Below are 19913 nucleotides of genomic sequence, written 5' to 3'. Positions count from 1 at the left end.
GGGAAGGGACATTCGGCACATATGAGTGCATCAGGCGGAACCAAGGCGATTGTTGCCGCGCTGGGCGCCAACCTGGCCATCGCCGCAGCCAAGTTCGTGGCGTTCGCTTTCAGCGGCTCGTCGTCGATGCTCGCCGAAGGCGTGCACTCGCTGGCCGACTCGGGCAACCAGGGACTGCTGCTCCTCGGCGGGAAGCAGGCCAAGCGCGCCGCGACCCCCGAGCACCCCTTCGGCTACGGCCGCGAGCGCTACATCTACGGCTTCCTCGTCTCCATCGTGCTGTTCACCATCGGCGGCATCTTCGCGCTGTACGAGGGCTACGAGAAGATCAAGCACCCGCATGAGCTGGAGCACTGGTACTGGCCGGTCGGCGTGCTCGTCTTCGCGATCATCGCGGAGAGCTTCTCGTTCCGTACGGCCATCAAGGAGTCCAATGAGGTCCGCGGCAAGCTGACCTGGTCCCAGTTCGTCCGCCGCGCCAAGGCCCCCGAGCTGCCGGTCGTCCTCCTGGAGGACCTCGGCGCCCTGGTCGGCCTCATCCTCGCCCTCGGCGGCGTCGGCCTCGCCCTCGCGACGGGCAACGGCGTCTGGGACGGCATCGGCACCATGTGCATCGGCGCCCTGCTGGTCCTGATCGCCCTCGTCCTCGCGGCCGAGACGAAGTCCCTCCTGCTGGGCGAGGCAGCCGACGTCGACCAGGTCGCCAAGATCCGCGAAGCGGTCGTCGACGGCACGACCGTCACGGGCCTGATCCACATGCGCACCCTCCACCTGGGCCCCGAAGAGCTCCTGGTCGCCGCCAAGATCGCGGTCCAGCACGACGACAGCGCGGCCGACGTGGCCCGCGCGATCGACGCAGCGGAAGCCCGCATCCGCGAGGCGGTCCCGATCGCCCGAGTGATCTACCTGGAACCAGACATCCTCCGCCCAGCCACAACCTGACCCCCCGATCGCCCCGCGCCCCCCGGCCGGGGCGATCGCACTACGGGCCCGGCACCGACAGCCCCGCTCGCGGACGCACACCGCCGCCCGAGCCCGACGCTCGCCCCGTCGCGGTCCTTCAGGACGCACCACGCTGCACCGGAGGAAGGCCCGGAGCCCACGGAAGGGAACCCCGTCACACCGTCCGGGGGCGGCACAGCCCGGTGCGTGGCTAAGGGGGAGCCACGCTGCACGGGCCTTCGCAGGTTCGGAGCCCAAGACCGCGCGGGTAGCTGCACCGACGCCCGTAGCAGCGGACCCAGGAGGGCAGCCCCACCGCACAGGAACGGATGCGGGGACCGGGCCGCAGCCCCGGCGGGCGGAGCGCCCACTGGACCGGGCCGAGGGCCGCAGCCTCCGGCGTAGGACTGGCCCCTCACCGGAGCCCCGGGCGCAGCCGCCCGGGGCCCGAGGGCGGGGGCGAGCACTACGACAGGTCCAGGAGCGCAGCCCCGGCGGTGCCCCGCCCACCGAATCGGGCCCAGGGGTGCAGCCCGGCATGGGGCTGGCCCCTCGCCGGAGTCCCGGGCGCAGCCGCCCGGGGCCCGAGGGCGGGGGCGAGCACTACGACAGGCCTAGGGGGTGTCTTGCCGATCATGCCGGGCTCCCGACGCCTGGCACGGCATCTCGCGCCGCGCTCATCGCACGCAGCGCCGCTCCGCTCTCCTCACGCGGCTTGCGATGCACCGCACCAGACGCCGCTCGCTGATCCAGCCTGATCGACAAAACGCCCCCTAGAGCGCGGCCCCGGCGGGGCCCGGCGGGCGGAGCCCCGCCCACCGAATCGGGCCCAGGGGTGCAGCCCGGCATGGGGCTGGCCCCTCGTCGGCATCCCGGGCGCAGCCGCCCGGGCCCGAGGGGGCGAGCGCCGCGATCGGGCCCAGGTGGCAGTCCCTGGCCCATTTTCGGAATCCCAGGGGCGTAGCCCCGGCGCGGTCGGGGGCGCGGAGCCCCGGTCGGTGGGGTTGGCCCCTCGCCGACCTTGGGGCAGCCGCCCAGGCTCGGGGGCCAGGGGCGCAGCCCCGGCGGGGTCGGGGCGGAGCCCCGGTTCGGGAAGGGGCGGGGTGGGGAAAAACCCACCCCCCACCTACTCGATCTCGCCCAACACCCCCAGCATCGCCCCCACATCCGCAGCCCCCGCCAACCGCTCCCGGAACTCCGGAACCATCAACTTCCGCGACAGCAGCGCCAGGATCCGCAGGTGCTCATCCCCCGCCGCAGCCTCCGGCACCGCGATCATGAAGACCAGCCGAGCCTTCGTACCGTCCGGCGCGCCCCATTCGATGCCTTCGGCGGATCGGGCGAAGCCGACGACCGGGGCGGTCACCGCGTCCGTCTTGGCGTGCGGGATCGCGATCTCCTCGCCGAGACCGGTGGTGCCCTGGTCCTCGCGGGCGAACGCGACCCGCACCAGCTCCGCGGCGTCCGCGACCTTGCCGCTCGCGGCCAGCAGTTCGGCCATCTCGCGGATGGCGTCGTCCTTGCGGTGGGCGGTCAGCTGCTCCTTGACGGTCTGCTCGGTCAGATACCCGGACAGCACCTCACCCCCAACAGGCCCCGCGCCAGCGGCAGGAGCAGCGGCAGGAGGAGCGGCAGAAACAGCCCCGGACGAAGCCCCCGAGGCACCGCCCGCACCACTTCCCACCAGCACCGGCTCGGCCGCAACAGAAGCCACTCCACCGGCCGGGGCAGGCGCCGACGCCGACACCACCCCACCCCGCCCCGACACCCGCAACGCCCCCATCGACATCAGCCCGACCGTAGCCACCGCCGTGACGGCCGTACCGACGACCACAGCCACGAAGAACATCGGTACGCCGCTCACCGCACCGAGCACCGCCACGATGGGCCCTCCGTGCGGCACGCTGTCCTCGACCGCCGCCAGCCCGGCTATGGCCCCGGCCACCGCACCGCCGAGCATGTTCGCCGGGATCACCAGCGCGGGCCGCGCCGCGGCGAACGGAATCGCACCCTCGGTGATGCCGAAGAAGCCCATGAAGAGGGCGGCGAGCCCGGTTTCCCGCTCCTGGTCGTCGAACATCCGGCGACGGATCAGCGTGGCCAGCCCCTGCCCCAGCGGCGGCACCGGAATGGCCGCGGCGCACGCGCCCATGACCTCGGGGTTCTTGGACACCAGCCCGGCCCCGAAGAGGAACGCCGTCTTGTTGACCGGTCCGCCCATGTCGAACGCGATCATCAGCCCGAGGATGATGCCGAGCAGCGCCGCGCTCGTCCCGGTCAGCCCGCCGAGCCAGTCGGTGAGGTTCTCGAAGACCCAGGCGATGGGCCTGCCGAGGACGTAGATGAAGAAGAGGCCGAGCGCCGAGGTCGCCACGATCGGGATCACGATGATCGGCATGATCGGCTGGACGAACTTCGGTACCCGGACCTTCTTGATCCCCTGCACCAGATACCCGGCCAGGAAGCCGGTGACGATCGCCCCGATGAACCCGGCGCCCGCCTCGCTGTCGTACAGCTCGCCATGGGCCGCGATCCAGCCGCCGACCATGCCGGGCACCAGCCCGGGCCGGTCGGCGATGGCGTACGCGATGTAGCCGGACAGGGCGGGGATCATCAGCTGGAAGCCGATGGTGCCGATGTCGTTGACGGTCTTCCAGAAGGAGTCGTCGGGGATGACGATCCCCTCGGACGTCGTATCGCCGCCCAGCGCGAGCGAGACGGCGATCAGCAGACCGCCGACCACCACGAACGGGATCATGTACGAGACGCCGTTCATGAGCGCCTTATAGGTGACGCCGCGCCCCTTACGACCGCCACGGCCACCCACCCCACCGGAACCGGAACCGGAACCCGCACCAGCTCCGGCTCCGGCACCCGACGCGGCCGTACCGCCCCCGCGCCCCTCATACACCGGCGCGTCACTCACCTGCTCGATCAGCCGCTCGGGATGGTGAATCCCCTCGGCCACCCCGACGACGAGCACCTTCTTCCCGACGAACCGGCTGCGGTCGACGTCCTTGTCGGCGGCGATGATGATGCCGTCGGCCTCGCTGACATCGTTGTCAGACAGAACGTTCTCGGCCCCGATCGAGCCCTGTGTCTCCACCTTCATGCGATGACCGAGCGCTTCCGCGGCCTGCGCCAGCTTCTCGGCGGCCATATAGGTGTGGGCGATGCCCGTCGGACAGGCCGTCACGGCGAGCAGTCTGAGCCCCGGCCCGCCGGTCTCCGCACTGTCGCTGGCCCCCGCACCGTTGGGGGGATCGGCTGGACTGGTCACGTGGTTCTCCTTGTCAGGATCAGCTTCCTCAGCAGCGTGGACAACGCCGTCAACGCGCCGAGCAGCGCGGGAATGTGCAAGCGTCCCCGTGCCAGCGGCATCCTGCAATACCCGCGGACGGGATCAAAGCGGTGCGCCGCACGGCGCGGGGCCCCGTCCCGCGGCGTGGGCCGAAGAACACCCCCGCGGGCTGGGGCTCACCCCGCCCAGCGTGTAGATTCGTGAGCGAGCCAGACGTCGCTGCTGATGGCGGTCGGGCGGCCCGTTCCGCGGGTCGGCCGAGGGAGAGAGGGCCTCCGACGGACTGCGCGCTGCGAGCAAAGGGGACACGTGTGTCCGATTTAAGACACACCTTCCCGGACACACCGTGCCCGCTGCCCGCAGGCCAGCCGAAACACTCTCGCTCGCCAACCGATCGATGAGGAGCAGCACTCATGACGACAGCCGACACCGGTCAGGACTTCAAGGTCGCCGACCTCTCCCTGGCTGATTTCGGTCGTAAGGAGATCACCCTCGCCGAGCACGAGATGCCCGGCCTGATGGCGCTTCGCAAGGAGTACGCCGCATCCCAGCCGCTGGCCGGTGCCCGGATCACCGGCTCGCTGCACATGACGGTGCAGACCGCGGTCCTGATCGAGACCCTGGCCGCGCTCGGCGCGCAGGTCCGCTGGGCGTCCTGCAACATCTTCTCCACCCAGGACCACGCGGCCGCCGCGATCGCGGTCGGCCCGAACGGCACCCCGGAGAACCCGCAGGGCATCCCGGTCTTCGCCTGGAAGGGCGAGACCCTGGAGGAGTACTGGTGGTGCACCGAGCAGGCGCTGACCTGGCCGGGTACCGCCACCGGCGGCCCCAACATGATCCTGGACGACGGTGGCGACGCCACCCTCCTCGTCCACAAGGGCGTCGAGTACGAGAAGGCGGGCGCCGCGCCTGACGTCTCCACCGCTGAGAACGACGAGCACCGCGTCATCCTCGAGCTGCTGAACCGCACCCTCGCGGAGAGCCCGCAGAAGTGGACGCAGCTCGCCTCCGAGATCCGCGGTGTTACGGAGGAGACCACCACCGGTGTCCACCGTCTGTACGAGATGCACCGGGAGGGCACCCTGCTCTTCCCGGCCATCAACGTCAACGACGCGGTGACGAAGTCGAAGTTCGACAACAAGTACGGCTGCCGCCACTCCCTGGTCGACGGCATCAACCGCGCCACCGATGTCCTGATCGGCGGCAAGGTCGCGGTCATCTGCGGCTACGGCGACGTCGGCAAGGGCTGCGCGGAGTCGCTGCGCGGCCAGGGCGCCCGCGTCATCATCACCGAGATCGACCCGATCTGCGCGCTCCAGGCGGCGATGGACGGTTACCAGGTCGCCACCCTGGACGACGTGGTGGAGACCGCGGACATCTTCATCACCACGACGGGCAACAAGGACATCATCATGGCCAGCGACATGGCCAAGATGAAGCACCAGGCGATCGTCGGGAACATCGGCCACTTCGACAACGAGATCGACATGGCCGGTCTCGCGGCGATCCCCGGCATCGTCAAGGACGAGGTCAAGCCGCAGGTCCACACCTGGACGTTCCCCGAGGGCAAGAAGCTCATCGTGCTCTCCGAGGGCCGTCTGCTGAACCTGGGCAACGCCACCGGTCACCCGTCGTTCGTGATGTCCAACTCCTTCGCGGACCAGACCATCGCCCAGATCGAGCTGTTCACCAAGCCCGAGTCCTACCCGACCGACGTGTACGTGCTGCCCAAGCACCTGGACGAGAAGGTCGCCCGGCTCCACCTGGAAGCGCTCGGCGCCAAGCTGACCACGCTCCGCCCGGAGCAGGCCGACTACATCGGCGTCCCGGTCGAGGGCCCGTACAAGCCCGACCACTACCGCTACTGATCGCCCCGGCCGACGCGCCGAGCGTCGGTCACCGGCCCCGCCGCACCGGCGGGGCCACAGGGCCCGTCCGCGCCGTCCCGGCCGGGCGGGCCCCAGCCATTCTCAAGGACCTCACCATGCCCCGCGGCCGCTACTCCCTCCACGACACCCACGACCACGCGCCCCTCGGCGAAGAGCACTTCCACTGCGCGCCGGGCCCCAGCGGATGGCGTTACGTCGCACAGCGCACCTCGCCCTCCGGCGAGCACGCCGGTTCCGTGGACCTCACGCTCGACGAACTCGGCCGCCCCCTCCGCCTGGAGCTGCACGCCGCGAGCTGGCGGATCCGCGGCGGCGCGATGGAGGGCGTGACCTGGGTCCGTACGGACCCGTCCGGAGAGCACGCGACCGAGGGCAACACCCAAGCCCACGCGTTCACCGGTACCTCCCCGGCGTTCCTCGTCGCCCTCTCCCGCATGCTCCGGCTCGAACCCGGCACGGGGCCGGTACGCGTCCGCCTCGTCGCCTTCACCGACCCGGTCCTCGCCCCCCGCACCCTCGACCAGTCCTGGGCCCTGCTCGGCAGTACGGTGCACGAGACCGACAGCGGCCCGCTCACCGTGGACGAGTACCAGGTCAGCGAGTTGGACACGGGGGAGCAGCACACGGTCCACATCGCCGGCGACGTGGTGCTCGCGGCCCCGGGCATCGAACTGGAGGAGCTGGAGACCCCGCCGTCGTCCTTCGGGTGATGTGCGGAGCGCCCCGCTGACCTGGTACGGTGTTCATCTCCCCGAAACCCGTTGACACGGGCCATGTGGGGAGGTAGATTTTAACGGTTGCGGTGAGCGGCGTGGTACGTTCATCGGCAGCCGTTGGCATCTGAACGCTCCGCACTGGAAGGGAATTCCAGTGGAGCACTTTGACCCCCGCAGGTAATCGCGAAGCCGATTAGGTCGGCCGATGCGACTCTGCTAAAGTCAAGACAGCCGAAAGGCAAAGGCCCCCAACAGGCCACCGGAAACGGAATTCGGACCGGAAACGGAACGGAAAACGGATCTGGTAAGGTTGGAAACACGAAAGGCCGAAAGGCCGGAGGGAAGAGCCCGGAGAAACCGGTGATACGGTTTCAAAGGAAGCGTCCGTTCCTTGAGAACTCAACAGCGTGCCAAAAGTCAACGCCAGATATGTTGATACCCCGTCCGCATCATCGATGTGGTCGAGGTTCCTTTGAAGAAAAAACACAGCGAGGACGCTGTGAACCATCGGATTATTCCTCCGGTGGTTCCGCTCTCGTGGTGTTCACCAGGATTACCTGGAAGCATTCACGGAGAGTTTGATCCTGGCTCAGGACGAACGCTGGCGGCGTGCTTAACACATGCAAGTCGAACGATGAACCCGCTTCGGTGGGGGATTAGTGGCGAACGGGTGAGTAACACGTGGGCAATCTGCCCTGCACTCTGGGACAAGCCCTGGAAACGGGGTCTAATACCGGATACGACACACGACCGCATGGTCTGTGTGTGGAAAGCTCCGGCGGTGCAGGATGAGCCCGCGGCCTATCAGCTTGTTGGTGGGGTGATGGCCTACCAAGGCGACGACGGGTAGCCAGCCTGAGAGGGCGACCGGCCACACTGGGACTGAGACACGGCCCAGACTCCTACGGAGGCAGTGGGGAATATTGCACAATGGGCGCAAGCCTGATGCAGCGACGCCGCGTGAGGGATGACGGCCTTCGGGTTGTAAACCTCTTTCAGCAGGGAAGAAGCGAAAGTGACGGTACCTGCAGAAGAAGCGCCGGCTAACTACGTGCCAGCAGCCGCGGTAATACGTAGGGCGCAAGCGTTGTCCGGAATTATTGGGCGTAAAGAGCTCGTAGGCGGCTTGTCGCGTCGGATGTGAAAGCCCGGGGCTTAACCCCGGGTCTGCATTCGATACGGGCAGGCTAGAGTTCGGGAGATCGGAATTCCTGGTGTAGCGGTGAAATGCGCAGATATCAGGAGGAACACCGGTGGCGAAGGCGGATCTCTGGGCCGATACTGACGCTGAGGAGCGAAAGTGGGGAGCGAACAGGATTAGATACCCTGGTAGTCCACGCCGTAAACGTTGGGAACTAGGTGTGGGCGACATTCCACGTTGTCCGTGCCGCAGCTAACGCATTAAGTTCCCGCCCAGTACGGCCGCAAGGCTAAAACTCAAAGGAATTGACGGGGGCCCGCACAAGCGGCGGAGCATGTGGCTTAATTCGACGCAACGCGAAGAACCTTACCAAGGCTTGACATACACCGGAAACGTCTGGAGACAGGCGCCCCCTTGTGGTCGGTGTACAGGTGGTGCATGGCTGTCGTCAGCTCGTGTCGTGAGATGTTGGGTTAAGTCCCGCAACGAGCGCAACCCTTGTTCTGTGTTGCCAGCATGCCTTTCGGGGTGATGGGGACTCACAGGAGACTGCCGGGGTCAACTCGGAGGAAGGTGGGGACGACGTCAAGTCATCATGCCCCTTATGTCTTGGGCTGCACACGTGCTACAATGGCCGGTACAATGAGCTGCGAAGCCGTGAGGTGGAGCGAATCTCAAAAAGCCGGTCTCAGTTCGGATTGGGGTCTGCAACTCGACCCCATGAAGTCGGAGTCGCTAGTAATCGCAGATCAGCATTGCTGCGGTGAATACGTTCCGGCCTTGTACACACCGCCCGTCACGTCACGAAAGTCGGTAACACCCGAAGCCGGTGGCCCAACCCTTGTGGGAGGGAATCGTCGAAGGTGGGACTGGCGATTGGGACGAAGTCGTAACAAGGTAGCCGTACCGGAAGGTGCGGCTGGATCACCTCCTAAGGAGCACATAGCCGACTGCGAGCGAATGACTTGCACGGTTGCTCGGGTGGAACGTTGACTACTCGGCACCTCCGTGGTTCTTCCTGCTAGTACTGCCTTGGGCGTGGAACACAGGGTGGAAGTGGTGAGAGTTGTCGGGCACGCTGTTGGGTGTCTGAGGGAATGACCCCTCGGAGGCCGGAGTCCACGAAGTCTGTGGGCGACTGGTCGTTGTTTGAGAACTGCACAGTGGACGCGAGCATCTGTGGCCAAGTTTTTAAGGGCGCACGGTGGATGCCTTGGCACCAGGAACCGATGAAGGACGTGGGAGGCCGCGATAGGCCCCGGGGAGCTGTCAACCGAGCTTTGATCCGGGGGTGTCCGAATGGGGAAACCCGGCAGTCGTCATGGGCTGTCACCCGCTGCTGAACACATAGGCAGTGTGGAGGGAACGCGGGGAAGTGAAACATCTCAGTACCCGCAGGAAGAGAAAACAACCGTGATTCCGGGAGTAGTGGCGAGCGAAACTGGATGAGGCTAAACCGTATGTGTGTGATACCCGGCAGGGGTTGCGCATGCGGGGTTGTGGGAGTGTGCTGGATCGGTCTGCCGACCGGTCGGAGAGTCAGAAACCGTATGGATAGGCGAAGGGCATGCGAAAGGCCCGGCGTAGAGGGTAAGACCCCCGTAGCTGAAATCTGTACGGCTCTCTTGCGTATTTCCCAAGTAGCACGGGGCCCGAGAAATCCTGTGTGAATCTGGCGGGACCACCCGCTGCTTCCTAAATATTCCCTGGTGACCGATAGCGGATAGTACCGTGAGGGAATGGTGAAAAGTACCGCGGAGCGGAGTGAAATAGTACCTGAAACCGTGTGCCTACAAGCCGTGGAGCGTCGCGCAGAGACTTGTCTCTGCGTCGACTGCGTGCCTTTTGAAGAATGAGCCTGCGAGTTTGCGGTGTGTTGCGAGGTTAACCCGTGGGGAAGCCGTAGCGAAAGCGAGTCCGAATAGGGGGTTTAGTAGCGCGCTCAAGACCCGAAGCGGAGTGATCTAGCCATGGGCAGGTTGAAGCGGAGGTAAGACTTCGTGGAGGACTGAACCCACCAGGGTTGAAAACCTGGGGATGACCTGTGGTTAGGGTGAAAGGCCAATCAAACTCCGTGATAGCTGGTTCTCCCCGAAATGCATTTAGGTGCAGCGTCGTGTGTTTCTTACTGGAGGTAGAGCACTGGATAGGCGATGGGCCCTACCGGGTTACTGACCTTAGCCAAACTCCGAATGCCGGTAAGTGAGCGCGGCAGTGAGACTGTGGGGATAAGCTCCATGGTCGAGGGAAACAGCCCAGAGCATCGACTAAGGCCCCTAAGCGTATGCTAAGTGGGAAAGGATGTGGAGTCGCAGAGACAACCAGGAGGTTGGCTTAGAAGCAGCCATCCTTGAAAGAGTGCGTAATAGCTCACTGGTCAAGTGATTCCGCGCCGACAATGTAGCGGGCTCAAGCGTACCGCCGAAGTCGTGTCACTGCAGCAATACCTCCAACGAGGGCTGTGGTGGGTAGGGGAGCGTCGTGTGCCGGGTGAAGCAGCGCCGGAAGGTAGTTGTGGACGGTTCACGAGTGAGAATGCAGGCATGAGTAGCGATACACACGTGGGAAACGTGTGCGCCGATTGACTAAGGGTTCCTGGGTCAAGCTGATCTGCCCAGGGTAAGTCGGGACCTAAGGCGAGGCCGACAGGCGTAGTCGATGGACAACCGGTTGATATTCCGGTACCCGCTTTGAAGCGCCCAATATCGAATCCTCTGATGCTAAGGCCGTGAAGCCGCCCTGATCTCTTCGGAGTTGAGGGGAGTGGTGGAGCCGCTGATCCAAGGTGGTAGTAGGTAAGTGATGGGGTGACGCAGGAAGGTAGTCCAGCCCGGGCGGTGGTTGTCCCGGGGTAAGGGTGTAGCCCGAGGAGTAGGTAAATCCGTTCCTCGTTAAGGGTGAGACCTGATGCCGAGCCGATTGTGGTGAAGTGGATGATCCTATGCTGTCGAGAAAAGCCTCTAGCGAGTTTCATGGCGGCCCGTACCCTAAACCGACTCAGGTGGTCAGGTAGAGAATACCGAGGCGTTCGGGTGAACTATGGTTAAGGAACTCGGCAAAATGCCCCCGTAACTTCGGGAGAAGGGGGGCCATTGCTGGTGATCACTCTTGCAGTGTGAGCTGGTGGTGGCCGCAGAGACCAGCGAGAAGCGACTGTTTACTAAAAACACAGGTCCGTGCGAAGCCGTAAGGCGATGTATACGGACTGACGCCTGCCCGGTGCTGGAACGTTAAGGGGACCGGTTAGCTCCATTTCGGTGGGGCGAAGCTGAGAACTTAAGCGCCAGTAAACGGCGGTGGTAACTATAACCATCCTAAGGTAGCGAAATTCCTTGTCGGGTAAGTTCCGACCTGCACGAATGGCGTAACGACTTCTCGACTGTCTCAACCATAGGCCCGGTGAAATTGCATTACGAGTAAAGATGCTCGTTTCGCGCAGCAGGACGGAAAGACCCCGGGACCTTTACTACAGCTTGATATTGGTGTTCGGTTCGGCTTGTGTAGGATAGGTGGGAGACTGTGAAATCATGACGCCAGTCATGGTGGAGTCATTGTTGAAATACCACTCTGGTCGTGCTGGATGTCTAACCTGGGTCCGTGATCCGGATCAGGACAGTGTCTGGTGGGTAGTTTAACTGGGGCGGTTGCCTCCTAAAGGGTAACGGAGGCGCCCAAAGGTTCCCTCAGCCTGGTTGGCAATCAGGTGTTGAGTGTAAGTGCACAAGGGAGCTTGACTGTGAGACCGACGGGTCGAGCAGGGACGAAAGTCGGGACTAGTGATCCGGCGGTGGCTTGTGGAAGCGCCGTCGCTCAACGGATAAAAGGTACCCGGGGATAACAGGCTGATCTTCCCAAGAGTCCATATCGACGGGATGGTTTGGCACCTCGATGTCGGCTCGTCGCATCCTGGGGCTGGAGTCGGTCCCAAGGGTTGGGCTGTTCGCCCATTAAAGCGGTACGCGAGCTGGGTTTAGAACGTCGTGAGACAGTTCGGTCCCTATCCGCTGTGCGCGTAGGAGTCTTGAGAAGGGCTGTCCCTAGTACGAGAGGACCGGGACGGACGAACCTCTGGTGTGCCAGTTGTCCTGCCAAGGGCATGGCTGGTTGGCTACGTTCGGGAGGGATAACCGCTGAAAGCATCTAAGCGGGAAGCCTGCTTCGAGATGAGGGCTCCCACCCACTTGATGGGGTAAGGCTCCCAGTAGACGACTGGGTTGATAGGCCAGATATGGAAGCCGGGTGACCGGTGGAGTTGACTGGTACTAATAGGCCGAGGGCTTGTCCTCAGTTGCTCGCGTCCACTGTGTTGGTTCTGAAATAACGAACTGTGTCGATATCCGGTTTGTTTGTTTCATAGTGTTTCGGTGGTCACAGCGTTAGGGAAACGCCCGGTTACATTCCGAACCCGGAAGCTAAGCCTTTCAGCGCCGATGGTACTGCAGGGGGGACCCTGTGGGAGAGTAGGACGCCGCCGAACAATCTTTAGCCTCGGTCCCGAGCATTTCATGCTCGGGACTGAGGCATTTTTGCGTTCAGCACCTGGTTCCCCATCGAACTGATGTATCACCGGATCGAGTGAAACGGGGCTGCGGCCCTGGCGTGGCGAGTGCGGGACCGCTCAGAATCGCCAGCAGGAGGGGTGAGGAGAAGCGGGGGATTGCCATGGGGCTGCTGCGAGGGGTGCAGGCCGGGAGGGCGGTGGAGGTGGCGTCAGGGCCCGTTATGGGGCCGACTCTGACGCCATCATCCCCCGCCGTTACCACGTCAGTTGCCGGAGCCGGCGGCACGGGCGAGTTCGAGGTCGAGTGCCTCGCGGCGGATGCGCTGGTCCATGTAGAGGAGAGCGGTCACACCGGCGCTGATCGGAAAGGTGATGGCCGAGCTGATCACCCCGCCGATGCCGACGACGATCAGAAAGGCCCAGCCGACGGAGACGGACTCGCCGGACAGGTAGTCGATGGCGCTGTCCCCGCCGAACGCCATCGCGACGGCGCTGGTCGGCACCTCGACGATCGCGGCCACGAGGAAGACCAGCACGATGGACAGGAATTGGATGCCGAAGACGCGCCACCACGCGCCGCGTACGAGCTTGGCCGAGCGACGCAGGGCAGAGATGATCCCCTGCTTCTCCAGCATCAGCGCGGGAGCGGCGAGGCTGAAGCGGACCCAGAGCCAGATGGCGACGCCCGTTCCCGCGAGCGCCCCGAGCGAGGCCAGTGCCGCGCCTTCGCTGCCCACGCCGACCGCTGCGAGGAGCATCCCCGGCGCCATGCCCAGGGCGATGACGGCCGCGGCGATGGCGGGGATGAGCAGAAGCAGACCGCACAGCTGAAGCAGGCGCGGCCGGGCACCGCCCCAGGCCTCGCCGGTGGACACGGGGCGGCCGAGGACCGCCCGGGCGGTGACCATGGTCAGCAGGGCGGTGGTGACGATGGTGCCCAGCACGCCGACGAGCATGGTGACCGAGCTACTGCCCAGGGCGTTGCGAACGGCCTCCAGGGCCTCCCCGAGCGTGGGGTCCGGCTTGTCGACCGCGGCGGTTCCCGAGGTGGTGCGGAACCACAAGCCGGTGACGACGGTGATCAGTCCCTGGGTCACCACCGAGACCGCGAGCGAGATGCCGAGGACCGTGCGCCAGTGGGCGCGCATGGTGGCGACCGCGCCGTCGAGGATCTCGCTCACGGCGAGCGGCCGCAATGGGATGACGCCGGGGCGGGGCGCGGGCGGTGGCTGTCGCCAACCGGCGCCCCAGCCGCCGCCGTTCGCCGGTCCGGCCGGGTGCGGGGGCGGCGTGGTGATGCCGCCGTGGGGGGCCGTCCAGCGTCCGGCGGGCGGTTGCTGCTTGGCCCAGGTGGCGCCCCGCGCAGGCCGCTCCGGCGCGGGGTGGTCGACGGGCTCGTTCGGCTGCTGACTGCCGTGGTCGGGCTCGTCGGAAGGGGACGATCCGGGCGGAGCCCAGCCCGGAGAGTCGTTCATCGTCGCTCCGTAGGTCGTTCGTTGGCCGGTCGCCGAGGCGGTGACGGCCGCTTCGTAGCCATCGTGCCACGGTGTGTTGTGGTTCGTACCGGTCGCTGGGGCGGGCTGACCACTTCATTAGTCGGTGCCGCAGGGGGCAGACTGGGCGGATGGCTGATGAGCACCGGGTGTCCCCGGAAGGCGCCGCAGCGCCCACTGCTTTCGCACTGCGCTGGGAGGAACCACCGGAGGGGCCCGTGGTGGTGCTCCTCGACCAGACTCGGCTTCCCGCCGAGGAGGTCGAGCTGGTGTGCACCGATGTGCCGATGCTGGTGGAGGCGATCCGCTCGCTCGCCGTACGAGGAGCGCCGCTGCTCGGCATCGCCGGGGCCTATGGGGTCGCCCTCGCCGCGGTGCGCGGCTTCGATGTGGACGAGGCCGCCGAGTCGCTCGCCCATGCCCGTCCCACCGCCGTCAACCTCGGCTATGGCGTGCGCCGGGCCGCCGCCGCGTACCACGCGGCGATCCGGGACGGGGCCGGCCCTGAGCGGGCCGCCGCGGCCGCGCTCGCCGAGGCCCGCACCCTGCACGGTGAGGACGCCGAGGCCAGCGAGCGGATGGCCGGGCATGGCCGGGCGCTCCTCGATGAGCTGCTGCCCGCGGGGGGCTACCGCATCCTCACCCACTGCAACTCCGGCGCGCTGGTCTCCGGCGGTGAGGGCACCGCCCTGGCCGTGGTCAAGGCGGTGCACCGGGCCGGGCAGCTGCGGCGGCTCTGGGTGGACGAGACCCGTCCGCTGTTCCAGGGGTCTCGCTTGACGGCGTACGAGGCGGCCCGGGCGGGAATGGCCTACACGCTGCTCACCGACAACGCGGCGGGCTCGCTGTTCGCGGCCGGGGAGGTGGACGCGGTCCTGATAGGTGCGGACCGGATAGCCGCGGACGGCTCGGTGGCCAACAAGGTCGGCAGCTATCCGCTCGCGGTGCTGGCCCGCTACCACCATGTGCCGTTCATCGTGGTGGCCCCGACCACCACGGTGGACCCGGACACCTCCGACGGGGCGGCGATCGAGGTCGAACAGCGGCCCGGACACGAGGTGACGGACGTCATAGTGCCGCATGCCCCGGCCGCCCCCGGTGCCGAGACGGCGCTGGGAGTGCCGGTGGCACCACTGGGCACCCAGGCGTTCAACCCGGCCTTTGACGTCACACCGCCGGAGCTGGTCACCGCGATCGTCACCGAGCGTGGTGTGGTCGCTCCGGTCACCGAAGGGGGTATCGCGGAGCTGTGCGCCAGGTCACGATCAGGTAATGGGATGATGGCCTCATGAAGGGACGCGTCCTTGTCGTCGACGACGACACCGCACTGGCAGAGATGCTCGGCATCGTGCTGCGCGGCGAAGGCTTTGAACCGTCGTTCGTCTCGGACGGCGACAAGGCTCTTGCCGCCTTCCGCGAGGCCAAGCCGGATCTGGTGCTGCTTGATCTCATGCTGCCCGGACGGGACGGGATCGAGGTGTGCCGGCTGATCCGGGCCGAGTCCGGGGTGCCGATCGTCATGCTCACCGCCAAGAGCGACACGGTCGACGTGGTGGTCGGGCTGGAGTCCGGCGCCGATGACTACATCGTCAAGCCGTTCAAGCCGAAGGAGCTGGTGGCCCGCATCCGGGCGCGGCTGCGGCGGTCCGAGGACCCGACGCCGGAGCAGCTGGCGATCGGCGATCTGGTGATCGACGTCGCCGGGCACTCGGTGAAGCGGGACGGGCAGTCGATAGCGCTGACCCCGCTGGAGTTCGATCTGCTGGTGGCCCTGGCCCGTAAGCCGTGGCAGGTGTTCACCCGCGAGGTGCTGCTGGAGCAGGTCTGGGGCTATCGGCACGCGGCCGATACCCGGCTGGTCAATGTCCATGTGCAGCGGCTGCGCTCCAAGGTCGAGAAGGACCCGGAGCGGCCGGAGATCGTGGTGACCGTGCGCGGCGTCGGCTACAAGGCCGGGCCCAGCTGAGATGACGGGTGGCGGCACGGCCCCGCGGCCCCAGGGTTCGGGAGGCGGGGCGCCGGAGGGTGGCCGGGTGGGGCGGCCCGATCCGGCGGGTGACATTCCGCTGCTCCGGAGGCTGTGGAGCGGTGGGCATCTGCTGCCCGACGGCGCCTCCGGCGGACCGGCCCATCCCTTGATCCGGCTGTTCGGGCGGTGGGTGCGCCGTCCGCTGCTGCCCGCTGCCCGGCTGTGGCGGCGGAACATCCAGCTGCGGGTGGTGGCCACCACGCTGCTGATGTCGCTCGGCGTGGTGATCCTGCTCGGCCTGGTCGTCATCGGCCAGGTGCGCAACGGTCTGCTGGATGCCAAGCGGCATGCCGCGCAGGGCCAGGCCGTCGGCGGGTTCGAGGTGGCCGAGCAGATGGCCGACCGTAAGAGCGACACCGGTGGCCAGGACGGTGCGGGCCCCGGCAGCCGCGGCGCCCAGGATGCGGGGGCGTGGCTGAACGCCCTGGTGGAGCAGCTGGCCAGCGGTGGCAAGGGCGCCTACTCGGTGGTCGCGCTCAGCTCCGACTCCGGGGAGACGCCCTATGTGGCCAGCCGCGGCCCCCGGGCTTCCGGCGACGTCAAGGCGGACAGCGTGCCCGCCGACCTGCGGCAGCGGGTGGACGAGGGCCGGACGGCCCCGTACGAGCAGTACGGGCGGATCGAGCACCTCGGCTCCGGCGACAGCGAGGCCGCGCTGATCATCGGCAAGCGGCTGGACGACAACCACGGCGACGCCTATCAGCTGTACTACCTCTTCCCCTTCACCCAGGAGGAGAAGTCGCTGAGCCTGGTGAAGGGCACGCTGGCCACGGCCGGGGTGTTCGTGGTGGTGCTGCTCGGAGCCATCGCCTGGGTGGTGGTGCGGCAGGTCGTCACGCCGGTGCGGATGGCGGCCGGGATCTCCGAGCGGCTGGCGGCCGGTCTGCTCCAGGAGCGGATGAAGGTCACCGGGGAGGACGACATCGCCCGCCTCGGCGAGGCGTTCAACAAGATGGCCCAGAACCTCCAGCTCAAGATCCAGCAGCTGGAGGAGCTGTCGCGGATGCAGCGGCGGTTCGTCTCGGACGTTTCCCATGAGCTGCGCACGCCGCTGACGACCGTGCGGATGGCGGCGGACGTCATCTACGAGGGGCGCGAGGACTTCGATCCGATCACGGCGCGCTCGGCCGAGCTCCTGTGGGGCCAGGTCGACCGCTTCGAGTCGCTGCTCTCCGATCTGCTGGAGATCAGCCGGTTCGACGCGGGGGCGGCGGCCCTGGAGGCCGACCAGATCGATCTGCGCGATGTGGTGAACCGAGTGGTCGACGGGGCCGAGCCGCTGGCCGACGCCAAGGGCACCCGGATCCTGGTGCGGGGCGCCGAGGCGCCGGTGATCGCGGAGGCGGACGCCCGCCGGGTGGAGCGGGTGCTGCGCAATCTGGTGGTCAACGCCGTGGAGCACGGCGAGGGCCGGGACGTGGTGGTGCGGCTCGCGGCGGCGGGCGGCGCGGTCGCCGTGGCCGTGCGGGACTACGGGGTGGGTCTGAAGCCCGGCGAGGCGACGCGGGTGTTCAACCGCTTCTGGCGGGCCGATCCGGCGCGCGCCCGGACGACGGGCGGCACCGGTCTCGGGCTGTCGATCGCGGTGGAGGACGCGCGGCTGCACGGCGGCTGGCTCCAGGCGTGGGGCGAGCCCGGTGGCGGTTCGCAGTTCCGGCTGACGCTGCCGCGCGCCGCGGGCGATGTGCTGCGCGGTTCGCCGATCCCGCTGGAGCCCGACGACTCCCGGCGCAACCGGCAGCCGGCCGACGGCGGGCAGGCGCAGCCCGCGGCGGAGCGGCTGGCCTCGGTGCCCGCGCAGCCCCGCTCCGCGCTGCCGCCCGCCGACGCCCCGGCGCCCTCGGCCGATCCGACGGCGCTGCCGGGGAACGGGGCACGGGTGGTGCGCGGCGCCGCGGAGCCGGTGCACCGGGAGCGAACGACACCGAATGAAGGGGAGGGCCGCCCCCGTGGGCGCTGACCGTGCCGACCGCCACCGTTCCCGCTCCGGCGCGCGCCGCCGTGCGCGGGGCACGGGCACGTTGCTCGCGTGTGGTGTGCTGCTGCTGTCCGGTTGTGCCTCGATGCCCGACAGCGGGGATGTGCGCCGGGTCGACTCCTCGCCGCGCTCCGATGTGGATTCGCAGGTCCGGGTGTACGGGGTGAGTCCGGGCAAGGGCGAGCAGCCCGCGGAGCTGGTCTCCGGCTTCCTGGAGGCCACGACGAGCGACGAGGAGAACTTCGCCACCGCGAAGGAGTATCTGACCCGGGGCGCGTCCAAGGACTGGGATCCGTTCGCGCAGACCACGGTGCTGGAGCAGGCCCCGGACGTGCGGGTGGAGACCGACCCCGGCGACCGGGACGGCAACAGCAAGACGGTCGTGCTGTCGGGCAAGCGGATCGCCACGGTGGACGCCACGCATGCCTACCGGCCCGATGAGGAGAGGTACGAGGAGCGCATCCATCTCACCCTGCGCGGGTCGGAGTGGCGGATCGACGGGCCGCCGCCGGGGCTGGTGCTCGGCGAGTCCGACTTTCAGCGCATCTACCGTTCGGTCAACAAGTACTACTTCGCGAAGCTGGGGCCGGACGCCGCGGACTCACGGGTGGGGGACCAGGTCCTGGTCGCCGACCCGGTCTATCTGCGGCGGCGCATCAATCCGGTCACGGCGACCGTCAAGGCGCTGCTGGACGGCCCGACGGACTGGCTGGATCCGGTGGTCAGCACGTCCTTCCCGGCCGGTACGGCGCTCGGCCGGGATACCGGCAAGCTCTCGCTGGACGATTCGAACGCGCTGAAGGTCCGGCTGAGCGATCAGGCGGCGCAGATCAGCCCGGGGCGATGTGCCCGGATGGCGGCGCAGACGCTGTTCACGGTGCAGGACCTCTGGGAGGGATCGGACGAGGTGAGCGGGGTGCGGCTGGAGCGGCAGAGCGGCTCCGAGCTGTGCGCCCTGTCGGGCGACGCGGCGCGCGCGTATGCCCCCGACCATGTCATCGGGCGGCCCCAGCACCAGTACTTCGTGGACGCGCAGCACCGGATGGTCCGGCTCTCCGACGACGAGGACAAGCCACGGCCGGTGCCGGGGCCGTTCGGCGCCGACGGCGCGGGTCTTGGCACGGTGGCGGTCTCGCGCGACGAGCGGGACGCGGCGGCGGTCAGCGAGGACGGTCGGTCGCTGTACGTCACGGAGCTGTCGTCCGGTGCCGAGCGGGGCCGGGTGCGGGTGCACAGCCAGGGCGGCAGCCCGGAGCACGGGCTGACGGCGCCCAGCTGGGACGGGCTGGGCGGGCTGTGGGTGGCCGACCGGGACCCGCAGCGGCCGCGGCTGCTGCGGCTGCGGGGCGGCACCGGCCAGGCGGACGAGGTCGAGCTGCCGACGCTGGACGGTGGCCGGATCACGGCGCTGCGGATGTCCGCGGACGGCACGAGGATCGCGATGCTGGTCAAGCAGGACGGGCATACGACGCTGCGGCTGGGCCGGATCGAGCGGCGGGGCACGGCGGACCATCCGAAGCTGTCGGTGCGGGCGCTGCACGCGATCGCGCCGAAGCTCCAGGACGTCGACACCGCGTCCTGGGCGGGGGACAGCCGTCTGGTGGTCGCGGGCCGCGAGTCGGACGGCGTGCAGCAGCTCCAGTACGTGGAGACGGACGGCTCACCGGCGGATCTGCCGGAGGTGCCGGGGCCGAACGGGGTGGAGACGGTCGCCGCCTCGGAGGACCAGACCCGGCCGCTGATCGCCGAGACCAGGGAGAACGGGATCGTCCGGCTGCTGCCGAACACGGACTGGAAGACCGTGGACGAGGACGGTTCCGGGCCGGTGTACCCCGGATAGCCGAGGGCGGGGGAGGCCGTGGCGGCCTTGTAGGCGCCTGCCCCGCCATGGGGGCGGCCGGTTGTCCACATGCGCGCGGT

At 67.6% G+C, this 19913-nt stretch carries 9 protein-coding genes and 3 rRNA genes; 10 read left to right on the top strand and 2 right to left on the bottom strand.

What is annotated here, in order from left to right; translation table 11 throughout:
- The first annotated feature begins 21 nt into the window (after positions 1-21).
- Positions 22-942 carry a cation diffusion facilitator family transporter gene (locus HYQ63_RS17560; RefSeq protein ID WP_179934806.1) on the top strand — a complete coding sequence of 307 codons (921 nt, stop codon included), beginning with the start codon at positions 22-24 and terminating at the stop codon, positions 940-942.
- Between the two features lie 1126 nt (positions 943-2068).
- On the opposite strand, the gene HYQ63_RS17555 is transcribed toward HYQ63_RS17560, so the two are convergent.
- Entirely contained in the window at positions 2069-4222 is a 2154-nt protein-coding gene (locus tag HYQ63_RS17555; RefSeq protein ID WP_179934805.1) for a fructose-specific PTS transporter subunit EIIC, read from the bottom strand.
- A gap of 434 nt (positions 4223-4656) precedes the next feature.
- Between HYQ63_RS17555 and ahcY the strand changes: the two genes are divergently transcribed.
- The 5 genes from ahcY (at position 4657) to rrf (ending at position 12469) form a co-directional block, all read left to right on the top strand.
- Positions 4657-6114: an adenosylhomocysteinase gene (gene ahcY, locus HYQ63_RS17550; protein ID WP_179934804.1), complete on the top strand. Its 1458-nt coding sequence runs from the start codon at positions 4657-4659 to the stop codon at positions 6112-6114.
- A 116-nt stretch (positions 6115-6230) separates the two neighbouring features.
- Positions 6231-6845: a hypothetical protein gene (locus tag HYQ63_RS17545; RefSeq protein ID WP_179934803.1), complete on the top strand. Its 615-nt coding sequence runs from the start codon at positions 6231-6233 to the stop codon at positions 6843-6845.
- A gap of 572 nt (positions 6846-7417) precedes the next feature.
- A 16S ribosomal RNA gene (locus tag HYQ63_RS17540) occupies positions 7418-8927 on the top strand.
- 246 nt (positions 8928-9173) lie between these two features.
- Positions 9174-12278 (top strand): 23S ribosomal RNA (locus tag HYQ63_RS17535).
- A gap of 74 nt (positions 12279-12352) precedes the next feature.
- Positions 12353-12469 (top strand): 5S ribosomal RNA (gene rrf, locus HYQ63_RS17530).
- Together the 16S, 23S and 5S rRNA genes form the textbook arrangement of a ribosomal RNA operon.
- A gap of 287 nt (positions 12470-12756) precedes the next feature.
- Here rrf and HYQ63_RS17525 read toward each other — a convergent pair.
- Positions 12757-13968, bottom strand: coding sequence for a hypothetical protein (locus HYQ63_RS17525; protein ID WP_179934802.1), 1212 nt, complete (start codon positions 13966-13968; stop codon positions 12757-12759).
- 149 nt (positions 13969-14117) lie between these two features.
- Between HYQ63_RS17525 and mtnA the strand changes: the two genes are divergently transcribed.
- Genes mtnA through HYQ63_RS17505 form a run of 4 tightly spaced genes read left to right on the top strand, consistent with a single transcriptional unit; the run spans position 14118 to position 19833 of the window.
- A complete protein-coding gene (gene mtnA / locus HYQ63_RS17520) occupies positions 14118-15278 on the top strand; it encodes an S-methyl-5-thioribose-1-phosphate isomerase (RefSeq protein WP_179934801.1) in 1161 nt (386 codons plus the stop codon).
- The gene (gene mtrA / locus HYQ63_RS17515) at positions 15275-15952 is read left to right on the top strand and encodes a two-component system response regulator MtrA (protein WP_179934800.1); all 678 of its coding nucleotides are present in this window, start codon (positions 15275-15277) and stop codon (positions 15950-15952) included. The genes mtnA and mtrA overlap by 4 nt, the downstream gene beginning before the upstream one ends.
- 1 nt (position 15953) lies before the next feature.
- Positions 15954-17975, top strand: a complete 2022-nt coding sequence (gene mtrB / locus HYQ63_RS17510) for an MtrAB system histidine kinase MtrB (RefSeq protein WP_373689104.1) — start codon at positions 15954-15956, stop codon at positions 17973-17975.
- Complete coding sequence (locus HYQ63_RS17505) at positions 17965-19833, top strand: LpqB family beta-propeller domain-containing protein (RefSeq protein WP_257231914.1); 1869 nt, start codon at positions 17965-17967, stop codon at positions 19831-19833. Before mtrB ends, HYQ63_RS17505 begins: the two co-directional genes overlap by 11 nt.
- Positions 19834-19913: the final 80 nt, after the last annotated feature.

Source organism: Streptomyces sp. Rer75 (assembly GCF_013414305.1).
Classification (GTDB): Bacteria; Actinomycetota; Actinomycetes; order Streptomycetales; family Streptomycetaceae; genus Streptomyces; species Streptomyces himastatinicus.
The sequence above is the reverse complement of the archived record's forward strand: the minus strand, read 5'-3'. Positions and strand labels throughout refer to the sequence as shown.

Coding starts and splice junctions, on each gene's coding strand:
- mtnA (WP_179934801.1), top strand. CDS start 14,118: ATGGCTGATGAGCACCGGGTGTCCCCGGAAGGCGCCGCAGCGCCCACT.
- mtrB (WP_373689104.1), top strand. CDS start 15,954: ATGACGGGTGGCGGCACGGCCCCGCGGCCCCAGGGTTCGGGAGGCGGG.
- HYQ63_RS17525 (WP_179934802.1), bottom strand. CDS start 13,968: ATGAACGACTCTCCGGGCTGGGCTCCGCCCGGATCGTCCCCTTCCGAC.
- HYQ63_RS17560 (WP_179934806.1), top strand. CDS start 22: ATGAGTGCATCAGGCGGAACCAAGGCGATTGTTGCCGCGCTGGGCGCC.
- ahcY (WP_179934804.1), top strand. CDS start 4,657: ATGACGACAGCCGACACCGGTCAGGACTTCAAGGTCGCCGACCTCTCC.
- mtrA (WP_179934800.1), top strand. CDS start 15,275: ATGAAGGGACGCGTCCTTGTCGTCGACGACGACACCGCACTGGCAGAG.
- HYQ63_RS17545 (WP_179934803.1), top strand. CDS start 6,231: ATGCCCCGCGGCCGCTACTCCCTCCACGACACCCACGACCACGCGCCC.